General features: G+C 69.7%; 13 protein-coding genes. All 13 read right to left on the bottom strand.

Going from position 1 to position 19,038, the window contains the following annotated elements; translation table 11 throughout:
- Nucleotides 1-38: 38 nt before the first annotated feature.
- On the bottom strand, nt 39-1,559 hold the full coding sequence (locus VZL07_RS17330; RefSeq protein ID WP_426756659.1) for a glycine betaine ABC transporter substrate-binding protein: 1,521 nt from the start codon (nt 1,557-1,559) through the stop codon (nt 39-41).
- Nucleotides 1,556-2,314 carry an ATP-binding cassette domain-containing protein gene (locus VZL07_RS17325; RefSeq protein ID WP_426756658.1) on the bottom strand — a complete coding sequence of 253 codons (759 nt, stop codon included), beginning with the start codon at nt 2,312-2,314 and terminating at the stop codon, nt 1,556-1,558. Before VZL07_RS17325 ends, VZL07_RS17330 begins: the two co-directional genes overlap by 4 nt.
- A 22-nt stretch (nt 2,315-2,336) precedes the next feature.
- On the bottom strand, nt 2,337-3,290 hold the full coding sequence (locus VZL07_RS17320; RefSeq protein WP_426756657.1) for a hypothetical protein: 954 nt from the start codon (nt 3,288-3,290) through the stop codon (nt 2,337-2,339).
- 67 nt (nt 3,291-3,357) lie between these two features.
- Nucleotides 3,358-4,023 carry a DUF4142 domain-containing protein gene (locus tag VZL07_RS17315; protein WP_426756655.1) on the bottom strand — a complete coding sequence of 222 codons (666 nt, stop codon included), beginning with the start codon at nt 4,021-4,023 and terminating at the stop codon, nt 3,358-3,360.
- Between the two features lie 108 nt (nt 4,024-4,131).
- Entirely contained in the window at nt 4,132-5,781 is a 1,650-nt protein-coding gene (locus VZL07_RS17310; RefSeq protein ID WP_426756654.1) for a mechanosensitive ion channel family protein, read from the bottom strand.
- 334 nt (nt 5,782-6,115) lie between these two features.
- Nucleotides 6,116-6,844 (bottom strand): hypothetical protein, encoded by a 729-nt coding sequence (locus tag VZL07_RS17305; protein ID WP_426756652.1) that lies wholly within the window; start codon nt 6,842-6,844, stop codon nt 6,116-6,118.
- A gap of 50 nt (nt 6,845-6,894) precedes the next feature.
- Nucleotides 6,895-8,661, bottom strand: a complete 1,767-nt coding sequence (locus VZL07_RS17300) for a hypothetical protein (RefSeq protein WP_426756651.1) — start codon at nt 8,659-8,661, stop codon at nt 6,895-6,897.
- Nucleotides 8,662-8,701: 40 nt separating this feature from the next.
- Nucleotides 8,702-10,618, bottom strand: a complete 1,917-nt coding sequence (locus VZL07_RS17295; protein ID WP_426756650.1) for a HEAT repeat domain-containing protein — start codon at nt 10,616-10,618, stop codon at nt 8,702-8,704.
- 115 nt (nt 10,619-10,733) lie between these two features.
- Nucleotides 10,734-12,914, bottom strand: coding sequence for a hypothetical protein (locus VZL07_RS17290; protein WP_426756649.1), 2,181 nt, complete (start codon nt 12,912-12,914; stop codon nt 10,734-10,736).
- A gap of 214 nt (nt 12,915-13,128) precedes the next feature.
- On the bottom strand, nt 13,129-14,454 hold the full coding sequence (locus VZL07_RS17285) for a trypsin-like serine peptidase (RefSeq protein ID WP_426756648.1): 1,326 nt from the start codon (nt 14,452-14,454) through the stop codon (nt 13,129-13,131).
- 456 nt (nt 14,455-14,910) lie between these two features.
- Nucleotides 14,911-16,560 (bottom strand): trypsin-like serine peptidase, encoded by a 1,650-nt coding sequence (locus tag VZL07_RS17280; protein WP_426756647.1) that lies wholly within the window; start codon nt 16,558-16,560, stop codon nt 14,911-14,913.
- A 138-nt stretch (nt 16,561-16,698) separates the two neighbouring features.
- Nucleotides 16,699-16,905, bottom strand: a complete 207-nt coding sequence (locus tag VZL07_RS17275) for a hypothetical protein (RefSeq protein WP_426756646.1) — start codon at nt 16,903-16,905, stop codon at nt 16,699-16,701.
- Nucleotides 16,906-17,253: 348 nt separating this feature from the next.
- The gene (locus VZL07_RS17270) at nt 17,254-18,936 is read right to left on the bottom strand and encodes a trypsin-like serine protease (RefSeq protein ID WP_426756645.1); all 1,683 of its coding nucleotides are present in this window, start codon (nt 18,934-18,936) and stop codon (nt 17,254-17,256) included.
- Nucleotides 18,937-19,038 lie beyond the last annotated feature (102 nt).

The following is a 19,038-nucleotide window of genomic DNA, read 5'->3' as shown; positions in this document are numbered from 1 at the left end:
TGCGTGTTCCCGCTGTGGAGCACTCGCACCACCAAGGCTCAGCGCGAACGCGACACCGTCCCGAGCCGCAGGCCCCGGGGCACGACAATGCGCTCGATGAGGTCGAACAAGCCGCTGGCGAGCAGCGCCAGCGCGGCGGCGGGCACCGCGCCCTCCAGGATGAGCCTCGCGTCATCCAGGCGGATGCCGGTGAGAATCGGCTGCCCGTAGCCCCCTGCCCCCACCAGCGCGCCCAGCGTGGCCGTGCCCACGTTGATGACGGCGGCCGTCTGGATGCCCGCGAGGATGGACGGCGCCGCCATGGGCAGCTCGATGCGCCACAGCCGCGCCCGCGCGGGCAGCCCCAGCGCCTCCGCGGACTCGCGCACCTCCAGAGGGATTCCGGCCAATCCCGCCGCCGTGTTCCGGACGATGGGCAACAGGCTGTAGAGGAACAGCGCCGCAATCGCCGGACGCGAGCCGATGCCCAGCAGCGGAATCATCACCACCAGCAGCGCCAGTGACGGCACCGTCTGGATGACGCCCGTCAGCCCCAGCACGCCGCGCCCCAGCCGGGGCCGCCGCGCGGCCACCACGCCCAGGGGCACCGCGAGCACCACCGCCGCCAACAGGGACACGCCCACGAGGAACAGATGCTCGCGCGTGCGCTTCCACACGCGCGAGGCCAGTCCGTCCCCACGCACCTCCGAAGCGACCCCCAGCGAGTCACTCAGGAAGCCGGCGGCCACGCGGGCCTCCGGTACTCGCTCCAGCCGGGCCTGCGCGTTGAGCTTCACCATGTCCTCCTCGGACACGCGGCCCTCCAGGCGAAGTATCGCGGCCAGCGCCTCGGGCGCGCGCGCCTCCAGGTCGTCCCGGTACAGCAACACGGCGTCGTAGGCGGGGAAGTGGCGCAGGTCGTCCTCCAACACCCGCAGCCCATACGCCACGATTTCCGCGTCCGTGGAGTACAGGTCCGTGAGCTGGAGCGCCCCGCTCTCCAGCCCCCGGTACGCCAGGTCATGGTCCAGCCCGCGCACGTCCCGCTGCGGCAGCCGGTAGCTGTCCCGCAGGGCGGGCCACCCATCCGCGCGGTCCATGAACTCGTTGCTGAAGCCGAAGCGAAGCGCCGGGTGCGCACGCAGGTCGGAGATGCGGCGGATGCCCAGCCGCTGGGCCTCCGCTTCCTTCATGCCCAGCGCATAGGTGTTGTTGAAGCCCAGCGGCTCGCTCATCCGCAAGCCGACCTCGGCCAGGGCCTCGCGCAGCGCCGCATCGTCCGGCAGGTGGCGTCCCGACAGCAGCTCCTGCCGCAGCGTTCCCGTGTACTCGGGGTACACGTCGAGCTCGCCCCGGCGCAGCGCTTCCCAGAGGACGGCGGTCCCGCCCAGCTCCCGCCGATGCGTGGCGCGCGCGCCCGTGCTTCGCGCCAGCTGCGTCACCGCCTCGCCGAGGATGACGGACTCGGTGAACTTCTTGGAGCCCACGCGCACGGTGGGCGTCCCATCACCGGCTGACGAGCCGCCGCCACAGGCGCACACGAGCAACGCCGCCAGAAGCACGCCCCATGCGCCCCTCACGCCGCACCTCCCGTCCCACCGCCGGGCAGCGGACGCTGCGCCTGGATGAAGCGGGAGACGAAGGGGTCCGCGGGCCGCGCCTCCAGGTCCTCGAGGCGGCCCTGCTGCACCACGCGCCCTTCACGCATCAGGAGAATGCTGTCTCCCAGGAAGCCGGCCTCGGCCAAGTCGTGCGTCACCAGCACCACCGTCTTGCCCAGCCGCGCGAAGATGTCGCGCAGGTCGCCTTGCAGCTCGTGGCGGACCAGCGGGTCCAGCGCGCCCAGGGGCTCATCCAGCAGCAGCACGTCCGGATCCAGCATCAGCGCGCGCATGAGCGCCACCCGCTGGCGCTGGCCCCCGGAGAGCTGCGAGGGGTAGCGCGCCAGCGCATCCGCGGGGAAGCGCGTCAGCTCCACCAGGGCCGCCAGCCGCTCGCGCACCTTCGTCGCGGACCAGCGCAGGTGCCGAGCCATGAGGGTGACGTTCTCCTCGCCTGTGAGGTGCGGGAAGAGGCCTCCGCCCTGGAGCGCATAGCCCACCCGGTGCCGCACCGAGAGCAGCGCGTCACCGCCGGTGGGCAAGGGGTTCCCATCGAAGAGCACGCGCCCGGTATCGGGAGGCAGCAGTCCATTGAGCAGCCGCAGCAGCGTCGACTTGCCACAGCCACTCGGGCCGAGCAGCACCGTGGTGCGCCCCCTGGGCAGCTCCAGACTGAGCGGATGCAGGGCCTGCATCGACCCGAAGCGCTTGGAGACGTCCTGAAGCTCGTACACGCGGTGCCTTCCTTCGCCAGCGTCAAGGCAGGGTGAATGCGCCGTTGCAGACGGCGGGAAAGGGACGTTCGGAGGCGAGGTGGCTGCACGCGGCGAAGAGCGCATGGCCCTCCCACGCCACGGCGGCGGTCCACACGACGAGCGGCCCTTCAGGCGACGACACGGTGAAGCGTTCGCAGCGCGTGGACAGCTGCTCCAGGCGGCAAGGCACCTCCTCCACCGGCCCCGCGCCTGGCAGCGCCTCCTGGAGCGCCTCCACACTGCGAGCGCGCCACCATGACGTCACGTCGGACCGGGCGGGCGTATAGAGGCTCCACATCATCGACGAGTCCGCACAGCGGATGCGCCCCGCGCGCGCCGTTGACGCGGAGAGCTGGCAGCCCGAGGGCACCGCCAGGGCACGCCACGGCAGGCGCGGCGGCACGAGCAGCGCGTGGGCGCCCAGCACCTCGCCCTCGGGATTGCCGTTCGATGCGAGGTACTCGAGCAACTCCACGCAGCGCGCCAGCAATGGCCGCGCATTGGCCCGCGCCACGCACCCGAGCTGCCGCACCCGGTCCAGCTCGCCGGTGACAGCGGTGACGTAGCCTCCAGCGCGGCAGTCTCCCTCCGCGCACACCTCGAAGCGGAGCGCGGGCCACGGCCTGCCAGCGAGCGGGAGCGCCTCCTCCGTGAAGGTGACACCCGGCCCCTGGCGCTGGGTGACGAGGGCCTGGGCCTCGGAGAGCGCCAGCTCGCGCGTCAGGTCACCGCGCTCCGTCAGCCAGAGGGTGAGGCCATCACAGCGATACAGTCGGGAGTCCTGGGTGTCCGGAACGGCCACGCAGCCCTCGAACAGTGCACGGGCCTCGGGCACGAAGGGGCCCACGGACGTCGCGCCCTCCGGCGCCACGGGCGGCACACGAGGCGAAGGCGTGGCGCACGCACACAGGGCCCCGGCCAGGTACACCGACAGCAGCCACGCGGCGGTCCTCATGCCGATGGTGTTAGGCGTCGCGCCTCCACCGCGTCAACCGGTCAGGCCCTGCGAAACGACGTCGCGTTCACTCCAAAGACTCTTGCAGCCCACGCGCTCGCTGGAGGAAGCGGTCGGCGAGGTTGCCCGTCCTGTCGAGCATGAGCGCGAAGGCGCCGTCGTTCTTGTAGGTCGCCTGGCCCTGCTTCACCAGACGCAGACCGTTCTCCTGGTCCTCGACGACGCGCTTCAGGAAGACCTTGTCGAAAGTGGGCCCCTGCGCCTCACGCAGCACGTCCAGGTGCTGCTGCGCGTGTCCCACGGAGCGCTCCAGGCGGGCATCGGCGCGTTGCATGGGCATGCTCTGCCCGACGCCGCCATCCACGCCGCCAGAGCCCCCCATCCCCTGCTCCCCCCGGGGCTGGGTGAGCTCGGCCACGACGATGTCCATGGACGGAGAGCCGCCCCAGCGCTTCAAGTCCTCGAGGTGCTGGCGGTGGTCATCCACCATCCGCATGGCGAGCTGGCGCACCTGTGGGTTGCTCGACTTCTCCAGCGCCAGGTTCGCCGACGCGATGGCATTGGCATCGAAGAGAGCGAGCTGCGCCAGGAGCAGGTCGCGCTCCGCCAGGACGTCGCGCGTCACACGCGCCTGGCGCGCTTCCGCGCGCGGGGTGAGCCCCGCCAGGGGTGCGGCCCCCAGCATGGCCGCCAGGACCGCCGCGCCGCCCGCACTGCCAAGCCTTCCAGCCATGTCCACCTCCAGACGAAGCGATGTCCGAAGGTGGGGCGCGTGGCGCCCTCACGGCAAACACCGCCTGCCCGGCGGCGCCTCCCCGTGGGGCCCCAGGGGCATGCGGCTTCAGTCCTGGCGCCTGGCGGGCACCACGACGTTGGCACCGGCGGGCCCCGCCAGCGGCACCACGCCGAGCGTGACGGCGGCACCGTCCTGGACGCTCACGTGCGACGCCTCGGCGCGAAGCACGGGCAGGCCGTGCGGCTGCTTCTGGAGGTAGGCGATGAGCTTCTCGCGGACGAGGCACCGCAAGTCCCACGCCTTGCCCGAGTCCGCCGCGCTCACCAGCGCGCGCAGCTTGATGGTGCGCTCGGTGCACTCCGTCACCTGGAGCCCCGCGACCTTGCCGTCCCAGAGCCCCGTGCCCTCCGTCTCGCAGATGCGCCGCAGCTCGGCGCGCACGGCCGGCACGTCGGTGCGGAAGTCCGCGAAGATTTCCGCCGTGCCCATGATGTCCGGCGACACCTTGCTCCAGTTCTGGAAGGGCTTGTCGAGGAAGTGGCTCATCGGCACCACCAGCCGGCGCAGGTCCCACACCTTCACGACGATGTACGTGAGGGTGATTTCCTCCACCCAGCCCCACTCGCCCTCCACGATGACGGTGTCACCGATGCGCACCGGCTGGGTGATGGAGAGCTGGATGCCCGCCAGCAGCGTGGAGATGGACTTCTGCGCGGCGAGCCCCAGCACCAGGCCAGCGATGCCCGCGGAGGCCAGCAGCGACACGCCCACGTTGCGCACCGCCTCGAACTGGAGCAGCAGCAGCGAGCCCGCCACCAGCACCACGGTGCACTCGATGACCCGGCGCATGACGGCCAGCTGCGTGCGCAGCCCGCGCACCCGCGCCACGTCCTTGTTCTCCGTGCCCACGCGGTGCTCCACGAAGCCCGCGGCCAGCCGCACGAAGCGCATGAGGAACCACGCCAGTGACGCGATGACGAGCGAGCGCGCGACCACATCCACCAGGTGCTGCGCGGGCGGAGGCAGCAGCAACATCCGCGTGCCGGAGGCCACCAGCACCGCCGCCACCGGATGCCGCAGCGGCCCCTTCCCCGCCGCCACCAACTGGTCATCCCAGCCCGACTGCGTGATGCCCGTCGCCCGGGCGCCCACCCGCAACACCACCGCCTCCATCAGCCGGCCCGCGAGCCACGCGACCCCCAGCAGCACGCCCAGGCCCAGCCACTGCCACAGCTCCAGCACCCACAGCGGACGCACGAAGAGCAGCGGCGGCAGCTTCTCCAGCACGGGCGAGCCGTACACCGTGAACAGCGTGTCGATGGCGCGCACCGTGTCCTCGCTGAAGACCCAGACAGGCCCGTCCGGGCTCTCCACGCGCTGCAGGCGGATATCGACCGAGCCCCGCGGCAGCGGAATCTGCCCCAGCGAGTCGTAGACGGGGTCGGCCGGGTCCCCTTCCGGCTTCTGGCTGATGTTCGAGAAGTCCAGCCACAGCATCCGGTCCAGCACGAAGACGAGCCGCCGCGCCAGCCGCAGGCCCTCCTCGGCCTGCTGCTCCGGAGGCAGATGCGACAACGACAGGTAATGCGGCGCGCGCGCCGCGTCCCGCGTATGCGCGGCGTCCAGGAAGCCCGCCGTCGTCGCCATGGGCGTGCGGCGGTCCACGTCCGCCGGTGGCTCCCCCAGCCCTCCGTTCAGCGCGAGCGCTGGCAGGGGCAGCAGTAACAGCAGGAGCAAGGCGAGCGAACGGCGCATGTCGGTTCCTTGTTGAGCAGAGGAATACGATTTGACCTCCAACAACCATGAAGGACACCCTGTGTCCAGGGTCTACGTCACGGCGCGTCACGGCGGCACGCCCGCGCAGCAAGGAGCCTGGCGTGACCTCATGGCTGGAGAAACTGCCCACGCCTCACCCCGGCTCGCATCCGGGTGCCGCGCCCCGAAGCCGTCGGGCGGGCCGAAGGGTGGGCCGCAACGCCAACAGCGGCGCCCGGCATCGAGTGCTCGGCCCGCGCCGCACGTGCTGACGCTGCCCGGGGCACGACACGGGGGCGGAGCGTCCCCCCTCCCGCTCCGCCCCCGCTTTGCTTCAGGGCGTGCAGGCGCCCAGCGTCGCGCTGGAACACGGGTCGTCGTCACCACACCGCGTCCAGCGCGCGCAGCGCAGCGCATTGAACTCCTCGAACGCCTGCACGCGCGTGGTGCGCCGGCCCTCGCTCGCCGACTCCAGGCACACGTCGTAGTCGTTGATGGGCGTGTTGGGGATTTCGTAGACGGCCTCGCCCGCCGCCAGCATGCCGCTGCTGGAGACGCACTGCAGGGCGTTCGCGGGAGAGCTCGCGCGGACCTCCACCACCCGCTTCGCGCACAGCTTGTCGTCCTGGATGCCCACGGCGTAGACCGCGCCGTCCGGGTCGCAGGTCATCGACGCCACGGACTGGCAGGTGCCGCTGACGCACACGGCGTTTGAGCGGCAGAACTGGCTGTTCCCCGACGACACGCAGCAGGCCTCACCCACCTCGCCGCAGTTGCGGCAGCGCTCGCCGCTGGCCTCCATCGCACACGCCAGCGTGCCATGGCAGAAGGGCACTGCGGCATTGACGCAGCACACTTCGCCTTCGCTGCCACACTGCACACACGTGCCGCTCTGGCAGGCCAGCCCGGCGTTGCAACTGGCGGAGTCCGTCCGGCAGGCGCAGCCTTCAGTCCCGTACTGGCTGCGGTCACACGACGAGGAGCTGCTCTGGCAGCTTCCGCAGCCCGCCAGGATGGCCATGAACAACATCAACAGCCCCCGCAGGGGAGAGTTCGGTTTCACGAGGAAGGTCCTTGTTCGTAGAGAGGAATTGGAGTCCACCGGCGGGCGGCTCATGGACGGAGCACCAGGTGGACGCGCTCGCCCTGGCCATCCACCGCGAGCGCCAGCACCCCGAAGTCATCCGCGAGCGAGAGCGCCTGCACGACGCGGTACTGCGCCTTCTTGAGCTCCTCCGGGAGCATGTCGTCGAGCCGGAGGGCCGTCTTGCCGTCGGGCGACGCCAGGAAGGCCGACTGCGTCTTGCCGTCCTCGGCGGTGGCGGTGCCCAGCACCCAGCCACCATCGTTGATGGCCACGGCCCTCGCGGACACGGTGCCCTTGGGAAGGGGCAGCCACCGGGCCTCCTCCTCCTGCGACCAAACGAAGGGGCGCGGGCGCTTGTTCTCGTCGAGCGCGGTGCCCACGAACACCCCCACGTCGCTGAGCGCCGTGATTTCGGACTCGGCATCCAGCAGCACCTTCACGTCCTTGCCGTAGACGCGCGCGGCGCGGAGTCCCTTCTCCGTCTCCAGCGTCACCGCCGCCTCGCCCAGCGCGTTGAAGAGGATGTCCCGGGGGTGCAGCTCCGACACGGCGGGGAGCAGCGCCGGCCCCACCTCGTCCACGCGGTAGAGCCCCTTGTCCTCCTGAGGGTTGCGCACCAGCAGCGTGCCGTGGGCATTGGCCGTCACGGCCTCCCAGCCCTCCAGCCACACCTCGGGGCCCGCCTTCACGTCGTCCGCGCGGAGCCGGAACGCGCTCGGCCCCTTGGACGAATACGCGGTGCCGAACACGTCTCCGGTCGTGTTGACGCCCGCCACCCGCACCTGCTCGGCGCGAAGCACCTCGGTCAGCCAGTACGCCTCGCCCTTGGCGGTGAGCAGGACGTCCGATTCCTTGTACCGGGCCACCACCGAGCCCCCGCTGAGCAGGCGGATGGGAGCGTAGACGGCATCGAGGATGCTCCAGCCGTTGAAAGCGAACGGCCACGCGATGCACCGGGGCACGCTCACCTTCACGCTCTTCCGGACGCCGCCCGACGCGCCGTAGATGACGGTGGGGCCCGTCCAGCGCGGAGGCAAGCGCAGCGTGAAGCGGGCGGTCCGCTGGGCCTCGGGGACGCGCACGGGCAGCACGCCCACGCGCGCGTCCACGCTCATCAGGTCCACCAGGATGCCACCGGTGGGCGCGGGGCTGCTGAGCACCACGTCTCCGGACAGCTCGGTCGGCCCCGGAGACGAGCAGCGGCTGCTGGGCGTGACGACAGCCATCGAGGACAGCCGGGGCCGCGGCACGCCGCCGTAGGCGACGAACTGGCGCACGTGCACGTCCTCCGTCCAGTTGAACTTGAAGACGATGTCCGTGTAGCCATCCACCTTGACGCTGGAGCCGGACGTCAGCACCAGCTCGACGTTGTGCGGGCAGGAGGCGCTGTCGCAGTAAGGGTCGTCCGCGCCGCGCACCTGCCGGGCCAGGGCCTTCAGCGTCCCTCTCACCCGCGTCACGCTGTTGGCGCTGCCCAGGTAATAGGGGCTCGGCAGCGTGTCGTCGAAGGTCCAGGTGATGACGTTCCCGGAGCTCGAGCCATGCAGGCGCAGCACCAGGTCCGAGTTGACGCCGAACTGCCGCGCCGGGACGTTGAGGTTCAGCGTGTTCGCCGCCTTCGGCAGCAACCAGTAGCCGGTGGCGTAGTCATTGCCCCTCACGTGGATGCGCGCGGCGTTGAGGCGGATGTTCGTGCCACGCCGGACGTCGTCCACGACGCCCGCGTGCGCGGCCTGTGCCAGGAAGAAGCCGAGCAGGGCCAGCGGCCACAGCCCGTTGAGACTGCGTTTCATGAGGACCTCGACTGCGGTGGGTGGGTTGAAGCGAAGGGACTCAGCCGCCCCGGTGGGCCGAGGCCTGGGCCATCAGCGCCAGGACGCGGGCCCGGGTGGCGGGCTGCTGACCGGGACGCGTCGACAGGGCCTGGAGCATCCGGAGGACGGCGACGCTGTCGTCCATCCGAGGCGTGAGGACGTTCAGCAGCGCGGCCTCGGCGCCCGGCGCCAGCCGCCCCGCCACGACCCAGTGGCTCAACCGCTCCAGCTCCGGCGGCCCCAGGGCGCGGGCGTTCAGCGCGTCCAGCACGGCGCTCTGCACGGCGCGCTCTGACTCGGCCTCCAGCGCATCCAGCAGCATGCGCGTGGCGGCCTCTTGAGGCGCGGTGCGCAGGGCACCGGCAGCGGCGGCACGCACGGCGGGCGCGTCGTCCCGCAGATGCGGCGAGGCCAGGTCCATGATGCGCTCCGCGCCACTGTTGCCCAGCGCGCGCAGGGAGTGCTCTCGCGACTCGGCATCATCCGCCCGCGCGAGCGCGTCCTCCAGCGGACGCAGGAGCTCGGACGCCTCCGGGCTGCCTGCCGGCAGATGAGAGACGACGCCGCCCAGGGCGTAGGCAGACGCGCGCTCGATGCCGACGTCGCCCGTGGCCCGGGCCTCGGCGTTCATCCGCGCGAGCAGCCGGCCTGTCTCCGGTTCCGGCTCGCGGAGGAAGCCGGCGCGCTGCACCATCATCGCGTGCGCCCCGGGGTGCTCGCGGGCCTCCGTGGAGGCAATCAGCTCGCGCAGCGTGGCCTGGGCCTCCGGGTGTCCGGCCCCCGCCAGCAGGTCCAGCATCAGCTCGCGCATCGCGGGCGTGGTGCCCTTCTGGCGGAACAGCGCCCCCAGCTCACCAGCCCGGTGGGGCTCCAGCTCGAGCGCGGCGATGGCCCGCCGCGCGAAGGTCCCCAGCTCCGGGATGGCGCTGGGGTCGGTCGCGGACGCCAGCACCCGGAGCACCTCGTCCACCTTCATCCCGTCCGCCTGGCTGGTCTTCAACGCCAGCGCCTCGTCGCCCTCGAAGGCCACCTGCGAGGGAACGCGGACGATGGGCTTGTCCTCCGTGGCCGGCGGCAGCGGCTTCTGCTGTCGCGAGGAGAACGACAGACGCAGGCGCACGCGCCGCGACAGCAGCGGGCGGCCGTCGGTGTGCGTGGCATCCAGGATTTCGTCGTGGGACACGGCGGCCAGGAACCGCTCCGGGTCCCGGTCGAACTGCGTGAGGGAGCTCAGTTTCTGCTGGAAGGCCGGCGCCGTCCCGGCGGCCCGCAGGGATTGGTAGCGCGCACGACGGCGCGTCAGGCGAGCGCCGTCGTCATCGAACTGGAAGCGCGCCTCCACGTCCCCCGTCTGCGTGGACTCGACGGCGCTCCACTCGGCGGCGTCCCGCAGGTCGGAGGCAAACAGCTCCGTCGCCAGCGTCTGCGCGAGCTGGCGGAACATGGGCGGCTCCGCGTCGGAGAATCGGACGGCCACCAGCGCGCCCCGGGCATCCAGCTCCAGCCACGCCGACGCCGTCTCGGGCAGGTGTGACTGGATGGACGCCGCGTCTGGGAAGAGCGCCTGGCCGGCGAGCGACGCCTCGTGCCGCTCCAGCCGCTTCAGGGCCATCCGCACGCGCGCGCCATTCGCGCGGACCTCCAGGGCCTGGAGCGTCAGCTCCCCCTCCAGCTTCAGCATGCCCTCCATCGACTGACGCGCCTGGTCCTGCGAGACGGGGAGCGCCACGCGCTGCAGGTCATCCCAGACGAAGTGGTACGTGCGCTCCTCGCCCACGGTCCACCGGTAGAGCGGCAGTTGTGAGGCGCTCACGGGCGCGGGGGCCGCGACAGCCTCCGGTGCGGCACGGTGGAAGTAGGACCAGACGGACACCGAACCGGCCAGCAGCAGGGTGGTCAGCGCGGCCGTGCGGACGGCGAGCCTCGAGCGACGCATGAAGGACTCCAGACAGGTGGAAAAAGGGGCCGCCGCGACTGCGTATGGACACACCGCGGCGGCAAGGCGCCTCCCCGGCTCGCGCTGGCGCGAGCCAGGGAAGGACGCGGACGAACTAGTAGACGCGGACCAGCGGCAGTGACTTGAACTCGTTGTAGACGTTCCAGGTGTTGCCGAAGCCGCTCCAGCTCACGATGGTCGTCTCGCCCCGGAGCGGGCCCAGCTCGCCGAAGAGCTTGATGCTGCCGTCCAGGAAGCGCAGCTCGATGTCGAGCTTCGAGGAGGCCCGCAGGAAGAGCGTGTTCGGGTTCGTCGGATGCGCGGGCGAGCTCAGATAGAGGCCGATGTCGCCAAAGAGCGGGATGTTGGCGCGGGTGATGACCAGCTCTCCCCTCACGCCCGCCTGGAGCCCCGGAACCCCGATGCCCACGGACGCGAAGCCCTTGACCGCGGCGAACGGGGTGATGGTCCCGTACAGGTCCACGCCCAGCAGGTCCTCGGCGCAGTTGCGGGTGATGGCACCGCCGATGTGCATCTTCACGCCCGCCTCCGCGGCCAGGCCGCCCTGCACGGTGACGGGGACGAAGACGACGACGAAGGTCGCGGAGGCCTTCGCGACATCACTGCCGAAGAAGGGCCTGCCCTCGTAGAACGTGACGCGCATCGGGTAGTGCTGGTCGTGGCTGTAGAGGGAGATGCCCAGCACGCGCGTGTCCAGCTTGAGGCGGATGCCATTGCCTTCCGTTCCCGCCTCGCCGCTCACGTGCACCATCTCGTGGCGCGTGGGCCCGAACACGTTGGCGTAGGCGTTGAGCTCGCCGTAGAGCCGCACGTCGCTGTCGCACCAGGCGCCCAGGCCCTTGTCGTGCAGCCCCGCGCCTGACTGGATGTACTCCCAGCCGGCCGTGTAGTTGTAGCCGCCGCCGAAGGTGTCGCCGCCCGCGTAGCCGCTGTCGCTGGCCTCGCCGCCGTGCCGCACCGTGCCCGTGGACGGATCCAGCGGCGCGAGCAACTCCTGGATATGGGCACCGTAGACAGCGAGGTAATGCGCCAGCAACGAGGAGCTCAGCGTGTAGTCCTTCTGGTCCAGACCCTTGACCTTGAGCTTGTCCGCGTTGCGCACGAAGCTCTCCGCGCCGAAGTCGTTGCCCGTGAGGAAGAGGCAGGCCTGGAGGTCGGCCTCGCGGCGGGGGGCCATGGCGGCCTCCAGCATCGTCTTGTAGCGGCGTGGGCTCCAATCACAGACGGTGGGCCCCTGGGCATCGAGGCAGCCGTCCTTCTGGGCCTTCACGAGCGCCTCCTCGATGGCCTTGTCGAGCCCGTAGAGCCGCTTCGCCGTCAGCTTGTCGAGCTCCTCCGTCTGGTGGTCGCGCGAGCGGAGGATTTTCGACGCCTGCTCCCACTCCGCATAGACGGCGTCACGCTGGCGCAGCAGCGCGGCGAAGGCCTCCTGCTCGACCTGGTAGTGATTGAGGACATCGTCCGCGATGTGGCTGAGCTTCTCGCTCTGCGCCTCGTGCCACTTGTCCGACGGGACGGCCCAGTTGCGAGCCTCCACGTTGTCGGCCAGCTTCGCCGCCTCGGACGTGAAGACGTAGCCGTCGGTCCCCTTCGGATAGCGGCCGGGCGTGAAGCGGAAGTACGCGTTCTTCTCCACGCGCTGCTCGCCCCAGATGGGCGCCAGCTTCTCCTGGTCCCGGCTGTAGAGCGTCCGGTACGCGATGCCTTCCTTGCCGTACGCGCCTTTGAAGAAGGCGCGGTAGTCATCGCCGTACTGGCCCGCCTCCCGCTCGAAGCGACTGAAGTCGAGGTACTTCTCGTCGACGAACTCCTGGCAAGACGTCACCTGGGTGCCGTTCTTCTCCCAGCCCCGAATCCGCGCCAGGTAGGCCTGCTCGTCCTTCGACAGGTTCTCCAGTCGCTTCCGGTAGAGAATCTGCCCCTTGAGCACCTGGCCCATGATGCTCTGGTCCATGCCCTGGAAGCGCGTCTTCGTCGGCACGTGGGGCTGATAGGCCACCGTCGCCACCTCGCCTCCTAGCTCCTCGGGGAGCAGCGCCTCGCGCTTGGGAGCCGCCTCCCATCGGGCCTTCCACTCTTCTTCCACCAGGCCCTGGCAGTACGCGTCGTGGACGCTGCCGCAACTGCTGGCGCGGTAGTCGACATCCACGCACTGCTGCAACGTGGGCTTGGGGCAGTCCTGCGCGAAGCTCGCGGGGGCCGCCAGCGCCGTCGCGGACAGGCCCGCCCAGCGCAGCTGGCGTGCGAGCTGTTTCGTGTGTTTCCGCTGATTCATGTCACGCATCGTCCTTGTTGAGGGACCGGCTCCGGGCTCGGCCCGGCGGGGGCCCAGAGCACGGCGCGTGCCGGGGGCGCTCCACCCAGGCTCCAGAGGGAGGCCACGGGGAACGCGAGGACACGCGGGCAACAAGGGGATGCGGTGGTGTTGTCTGCGAAGCTACGAGCGCGGGTGGCGGCAGGGCCACCCGCGCCCTCACGTCAAACCGGTGTTACTGGATGGTGTAGGCCACCGTGCCGCTGCAGGAACCGCTGGAGAAGCAGCCCACGCGCATCTGGTACGTGCCCGCGGTGGGCGCGGTGAACGACACGAAGGACAGCAGGCTGCAGGAGTCGTCGTTGGACGCCACCTGGGTGTTCGTCGCCACGTTGAACAGGCGCAGGTAGGTGTCACCCGTGCCCGTGGCCTGCGGCAGGGAGCAGGTGCCGAAGGACAGCGTCTGGCCCGCGGCCAGCGTCACGTTGACGTTGGTGGTGTTCTGCTGCGCGCTGTTGGTATTGGACGCGGTGAAGGTGAAGGTCTCGACCGGCGGCGGAGGCGGCGGCGGCTCGTAGCCCTCGCACAGCCGCTCGCTGGTCGCGACGGCGCAGTACGCGTCGATGGCGGGACGCACGTAGGTGATGGACTCGCCACCGCAGCCCGTGTCGGTGCACTGGTTCACGACACGGCAGTTGCCCCGGGTGACGTAGTCCGTCACGCCCCGGACCAGGATGCCGGCCACCGTGAAGCCGCCGTTCTCGTAGACGCCCGAGCCCGAGTTGCCACCAAAGGTGTCCGTGTTAGCGACGAAGTAGTCCAGCGTGCCAGCGCGGGCGTCACGCACCCAGCCGCCGTCGTCAATCTTGAACGGGATGCCGCTGCCCGAGCCAATCACGGACACGCCCGTGTTCAGCGGCAGGGCGGTGTTGCCCGGACGGATGGGCGCCGGCTCGAAGCGCGGCGTGGCCGGGCGGTCCAGCCGGACGACGGCGTAGTCCAGGTTGCGGCCGTTCACCGTGCCCTGCTGACGCGCGACGATGGACTGGCAGGAGAAGATGTCCTGCGTCGTCACCGTCTGCAGGGTCGTGGCGGACGTGCGGTAGAAGTTGAAGACGAAGCGCGTATTGGCGCAGGCCGAGGCGCTGGTGATGCAGTGCCCCGCGGTGAGCACCAGGTCATCATCGATGAGCGTACCCGAGCAGAAGGCAGGCGTCGGGTCGTCCAGGAAGCGCTGGTCGGAGCAGAGGTTGTAGGCGCTCTGCAGCGTGGGCGCGTTGAAGGTGACGTTGTTGGGGTTGCTGGCGTTGAAGTCAGACGGATTCATCAACGCCACCGTGGACTTCTCGGCCCGGTCACGCAGCACCGCGTGCGTCGTGTAGGCGTAGACGTCCGTGCGGTGATCGATGCCATAGACAACGGGCTGCTCCTGCGAGCCCGTCTCGGGGGACTTCTCACCGGGAAGCTCTCCTTCGGGCGCCGGGCCACAGGCCGCGACGGAGAGGGTACACAGCAGCGCGCCGAACAGCTTTCTGCGAGAGGCGGTACGGGTGATGCGCATGGGCGACCACTCCTAGCGATGAGCGCCCGCCGGAAGGGACGGGCGCAAACACTCTACGCCTGGCCCTGACACCAAATCATGCAATTCAATCATACCACGAAAATACAACCAATCTCCAATGTCCATTTCCAGCCATTGGACACCTGTATACCTTTTCAAACAGAGCGACCTTGACCTCCAATCCCTCTCCACATCACCGCCCCTCCCCTGAGTTGAATCGCAGCCACACCTGTCAACGCCCCGGCAGCACTTTCGGCGCCTCAGGCCAGACGTCGATGCCATCCGCGCCTCGCCGGTCAGCATCACGCCCTCCCTGGCCACCCCGTGCAGTGGCGGGTGCTCCGCGCGCATCCCGCGTCAGGGAACGCGAGCAACGAGGGGATGCGTCGGTACTGCGCATGGAGCGCCGGGCGCGGGTGGCGGCAAGGCCACCCGCGCCCTCACGTCAACCGGGTGCTAGTCGATGTTCCACACCACGGTGCCACGGCAGCTGCTCGAGGAGGCGCAGCCTGCGCGAATCTGCAGGGCTCTCGTGGTGGTCGCGGTGTACGTCAGGCGGGAGCCCTGCCCTCCGCAAGCGTCGTTGTTGAAGGCCACCATCTTGTTCCCATTGAAGAGCCGCAGGAGGGTGTTGCCCTCGAAGCTGGCGCCCGCCACGCCACAGGTGGCCACGGTGATGCGTTGACCCGCGTCGATGATGACGGTTTCGTTGACGGTATTCTGCCGGGCGTCGTGGGTGTTGCTGGCCTCGAAGTTGAAGCTGCCGGAAGTGGGCTGGGGCTCGCCGCCCGTGATGGTCCAGACGACGCGGCCGGAGCAACTGCCGCTGGAGTAGCAGCCCGCACGGACCTCGTGGTTGCCGGTGGTGGTGGCGGTGAAGGTGATGCTGGAACCCCGGCCGCCGCAGGAGTCGTCATTGGAGCCCACCTCGACGCCCGCGGGGTTGCGCAGACGCAGCCACGTGTCACCGGTGAACTGCGTCCCCGTGAGGCCGCACGTCGCGACGGTGAGCGTCTGGCCGGCCCTCAGCGCGATGACGTGGTTGGTGGTGTTCTGCTGCGCGCTGTTGGTGTTGGTGGCGCTGTAGTCGAACGAGTTCTCCGGCGGCGGAGGCGGCTCGGCCCGCCCGCACAGGCGCATGCTGCCCGCGATGGAGCAGTACTTATCCACGGCGGGACGCACGTAGGTGATGTCCTCGCCACGGCAGCCCGTATCGGAGCACTGGTTCACGACACGGCAGCTGCCCTGCGTGACGTAGTCGTTCTCGCCGCGGACCAGGATGCCAGCCACGGTGAAGGTATCGTTCTCGTAGACGCCCGAGCCCGAGTTGCCACCGAAGGTGTCCGTGTTGGCGACGAAGTAGTCCAGCGTGCCAGCGCGGGCGTCACGCACCCAGCCGCCGTCGTCAATCTTGAACGGGATGCCGCTGCCCGAGCCAATCACGGACACGCCCGTGTTCACCGGCAGGGCGGCGTCGCCCGGACGGATGGGCGCTGGCTCGAAACGTGGCGTGGCGGGGCGGTCCAGCCGGATGATGGCGAAGTCCAGGTTGCGGCCATTCACCGTTCCCAGCTCATGCGCGACGATGGACTGGCAGGCGAAGATGTCCTGCGTCGTCACAGTCTGCAGCCCCGTGGCCGACGTGCGATAGAAGTTGAAGACGAAGCGCGTGTCCGCGCACTCCGAAGCCGTTTCGATACAGTGCCCCGCGGTGAGCACCAGGTCGTCATCGATGAGCGTGCCTGAGCAGAAGGCAGGCGTCGGGTCGCTCAGGAAGCGCTGGTCGGAGCAGAGGTTGTAATACTGCTGCAGCGTGGGCGCGTTGAAGGTGACGTTGTTGGGGTCGGTGGTGTTGAAGTCCGACGGACTCATCAGCGCCACGGTGGACTTCTCGGCCCGCTCGCGCAGCTCGGCGTGCGCCGTGTAGGCGTAGACGTCCGTGCGGTGGTCATCGCCGTACACGACGTCCTGCCCCTGTGCCCCCAGCTCCGGGGATTTCTCTCCCGTGGGGTCCATTTCGGGAGCCGGGCCACAGGCCGCGACCGACACGGAGCACAGCAATGCGCCGAACAGCTTCCGGCGCAGGGGAATACGGGTGATGCGCATAGGCGACCATTCCTGAGGATGAGAGCCCGCCGGAACGGACGGGCACCCTCACTCTACGCGCTCCCTTGACGTCATTTCATGCAACCCACCACCAAACAGAATAAACAGATATGAGAATCCAAGATTCATTATCTGATTTCACTGCCCATGGGCGTCTTCGGGCAGCACGTCACACGGCAGCGAGCGCGCGGACTCGAAGGTCGCGTCGCCCTCCGTCTGCGTGCGCAGAGAGCTCGCCCGTCGCACCTCGAAGCGCAGCGACACCCGTCCGCGCCCGAGCAAGCGCTTCACCTCCGCGCGGGGCCGCTCCTGCCGCCAGGGCTCCTGCCCTCCCTGGGAGGACATCAGCCACCGGGGCCACTTCAGCGGCGCCAGCCCAGGGCCATCTCATCCACGGAGCACACGCACCCGGTGCCGCTCAAGGCCTGACGCTGCGTGGTGTCGCAGACGGGGCGCCCCGGGTGACGGCTGTGCTGTGTTGCGCGTTGTGGCCGCCACCCACGCCAGCGCAATCCGGTCCTCGCCCGTCAGCGCCATGTCCTCCGCGGCCATCACTGGCATCGACGGAGGCTCCTCGCATCCGCGGCTGGGAACGCGAGCCCCTGCGGACACAAGAGGCCGCTGGGGTGTTGTCGGCGAAGCGACGGGCGCGGGTGGCGGCGATGCCACCCGCGCCCTCACATCAAACCGGCGCTACTGGATGGTCCACGTCACGGTGCCGCTGCAGCTGTTGCTGGAATAGCAACCGGCGCGAATCTGCAGCGTGGTGGAGGTGGTCGCGGAGTACGTCAGCCTGGAGGCCAGGCCGCTGCCGCAGCCGTCGTCATTGGAGGCCACCTGCGTGGCGCCGTTGAAGAGCCGCAGGTAGGTGTCACCGGTGGCGGTGCCACAGGTGGTGACGACGATGCTCTGGCCCGCGGCGATGGCGACGTCCCGGTTGACGGTGTTCTGCTGCGCGCTGTTGGTGCCGCTGGCGCTGAACTCGAAGCTGCCGGTGCTGGGTTCGGGCTCCGGGTCCGGATTGCCGCCCGAGAGGGTCCAGGCGACGCTGCCGGAGCAGGTGCCCGTGGAGTAGCAGCCCGCGATGATGGCGAAGTCACCGTCGGTGGTGGCGGTGTAGGTGATGCTGGAGCCCCGGCCGCCGCAGGAGTCGTCGTTGGAGGCCACCTCGACGCCCGCGGGGTTGCGCAGGCGCAGCCACGTGTCACCGGAGAAGGACGCGCCCGTCAGGCCGCACGTCGCGATGGTGAGCGTCTGGCCCGCCGTCATCGCGATGGAGTAGTCGGTGGTGTTCTGCTGCGCGCTGTTGGTGTTGCTGGCGGAGTAGGTGAACGGGTTGCTCGGGGCCGGCGGCGGGGGAGGAGGCGGCGGCGGAGGCGGCGGCGGCTCGGTGGTGCCGCACAGACGCATGCTGGCATGGGTCGAGCAGTAGTCATCCACGGCGGGACGCACGTAGGTGATGTCCTCGCCACGGCAGCCCGTGTCGGTGCACTGGTTCACGACACGGCAGCCGCCCGAGCTGACGTAGTCGTTCTCGCCACGGACGAGGATGCCAGCCACCGTGAAGTTGTCGTTCTCGTAGACACCCGAGCCCGAGTTGCCACCAAAGGTGTCCGTGTTGGCGACGAAGTAGTCGACCGTGGACGCTCGGCTGTTGCGCACCCAGCCGCCGTCATCAATCTTGAACGGGATGCCGCTGCCCGAGCCAATCACGGACACGCCCGTGTTCACCGGCAGGGCGGTGTTGCCCGGACGGATGGGCGCCGGCTCGAAGCGCGGCGTCGCCGGACGGTCCAGCCGGACGATGGCGTAATCCAGGTTGCGGCCGTTCACCGTCCCCAGCTCGTGCGCGACGATGGACTGGCAGGCGAAGATGTCCTGCGTCGTCACCGTCTGCAGGGTCGTGGCGGACGTGCGGTAGAAGTTGAAGACGAAGCGCGTGTTCGCGCACTCCGAAGCCGTTTCGATACAGTGCCCCGCGGTGAGCACCAGGTCGTCATCGATGAGCGTACCCGAGCAGAAGGCGGGGGTCGGGTCGCTCAGGAAGCGCTGCGTGGAGCAGAGGTTGTAGGCGCTCTGCAGCGTGGACGCGTTGAAGGTGACGTTGTTGGGGTTGCTGGTGTTGAGGGCCGACGGTCGCATCAGCGCCACGGTGGACTTCTCGGCCCGCTGACGCAGTGCCGAGCCCGCCGCGTACGCGTAGACGTCCGTGCGATGGTCCGTGCCGTAGACGACGTCCTGCTCCTGCGCCCCCAGCTCCGGGGACTTCTCTCCCGTGGGGTCCATTTCGGGAGCCGGGCCACAGGCCGCGACCGATACGGAACACAACAATGCGCCGAACAGCTTCCGGCGCAGGGGGATACGGGTGATGCGCATAGGCGACCACTCCTGAGGATGAGGGCCCGCCAGAACGGACGGGCCGTATCACTCTACGCGCGCCCCTGACACCATTTCATGTAATTCAGTTGAAAACCAAAC

Source organism: Pseudomyxococcus flavus, from assembly GCF_050038885.1.
Taxonomy (GTDB): domain Bacteria; phylum Myxococcota; class Myxococcia; order Myxococcales; family Myxococcaceae; genus Myxococcus; species Myxococcus flavus.
The sequence above is the reverse complement of the archived record's forward strand: the minus strand, read 5'-3'. Positions and strand labels throughout refer to the sequence as shown.

Coding starts and splice junctions, on each gene's coding strand:
- VZL07_RS17270 (WP_426756645.1), bottom strand. CDS start 18,936: ATGCGCATCACCCGTATCCCCCTGCGCCGGAAGCTGTTCGGCGCATTG.
- VZL07_RS17290 (WP_426756649.1), bottom strand. CDS start 12,914: ATGAATCAGCGGAAACACACGAAACAGCTCGCACGCCAGCTGCGCTGG.
- VZL07_RS17275 (WP_426756646.1), bottom strand. CDS start 16,905: ATGTCCTCCCAGGGAGGGCAGGAGCCCTGGCGGCAGGAGCGGCCCCGC.
- VZL07_RS17310 (WP_426756654.1), bottom strand. CDS start 5,781: ATGCGCCGTTCGCTCGCCTTGCTCCTGCTGTTACTGCTGCCCCTGCCA.
- VZL07_RS17300 (WP_426756651.1), bottom strand. CDS start 8,661: ATGAAACGCAGTCTCAACGGGCTGTGGCCGCTGGCCCTGCTCGGCTTC.
- VZL07_RS17280 (WP_426756647.1), bottom strand. CDS start 16,560: ATGCGCATCACCCGTATTCCCCTGCGCCGGAAGCTGTTCGGCGCATTG.
- VZL07_RS17295 (WP_426756650.1), bottom strand. CDS start 10,618: ATGCGTCGCTCGAGGCTCGCCGTCCGCACGGCCGCGCTGACCACCCTG.
- VZL07_RS17315 (WP_426756655.1), bottom strand. CDS start 4,023: ATGGCTGGAAGGCTTGGCAGTGCGGGCGGCGCGGCGGTCCTGGCGGCC.
- VZL07_RS17320 (WP_426756657.1), bottom strand. CDS start 3,290: ATGAGGACCGCCGCGTGGCTGCTGTCGGTGTACCTGGCCGGGGCCCTG.
- VZL07_RS17285 (WP_426756648.1), bottom strand. CDS start 14,454: ATGCGCATCACCCGTACCGCCTCTCGCAGAAAGCTGTTCGGCGCGCTG.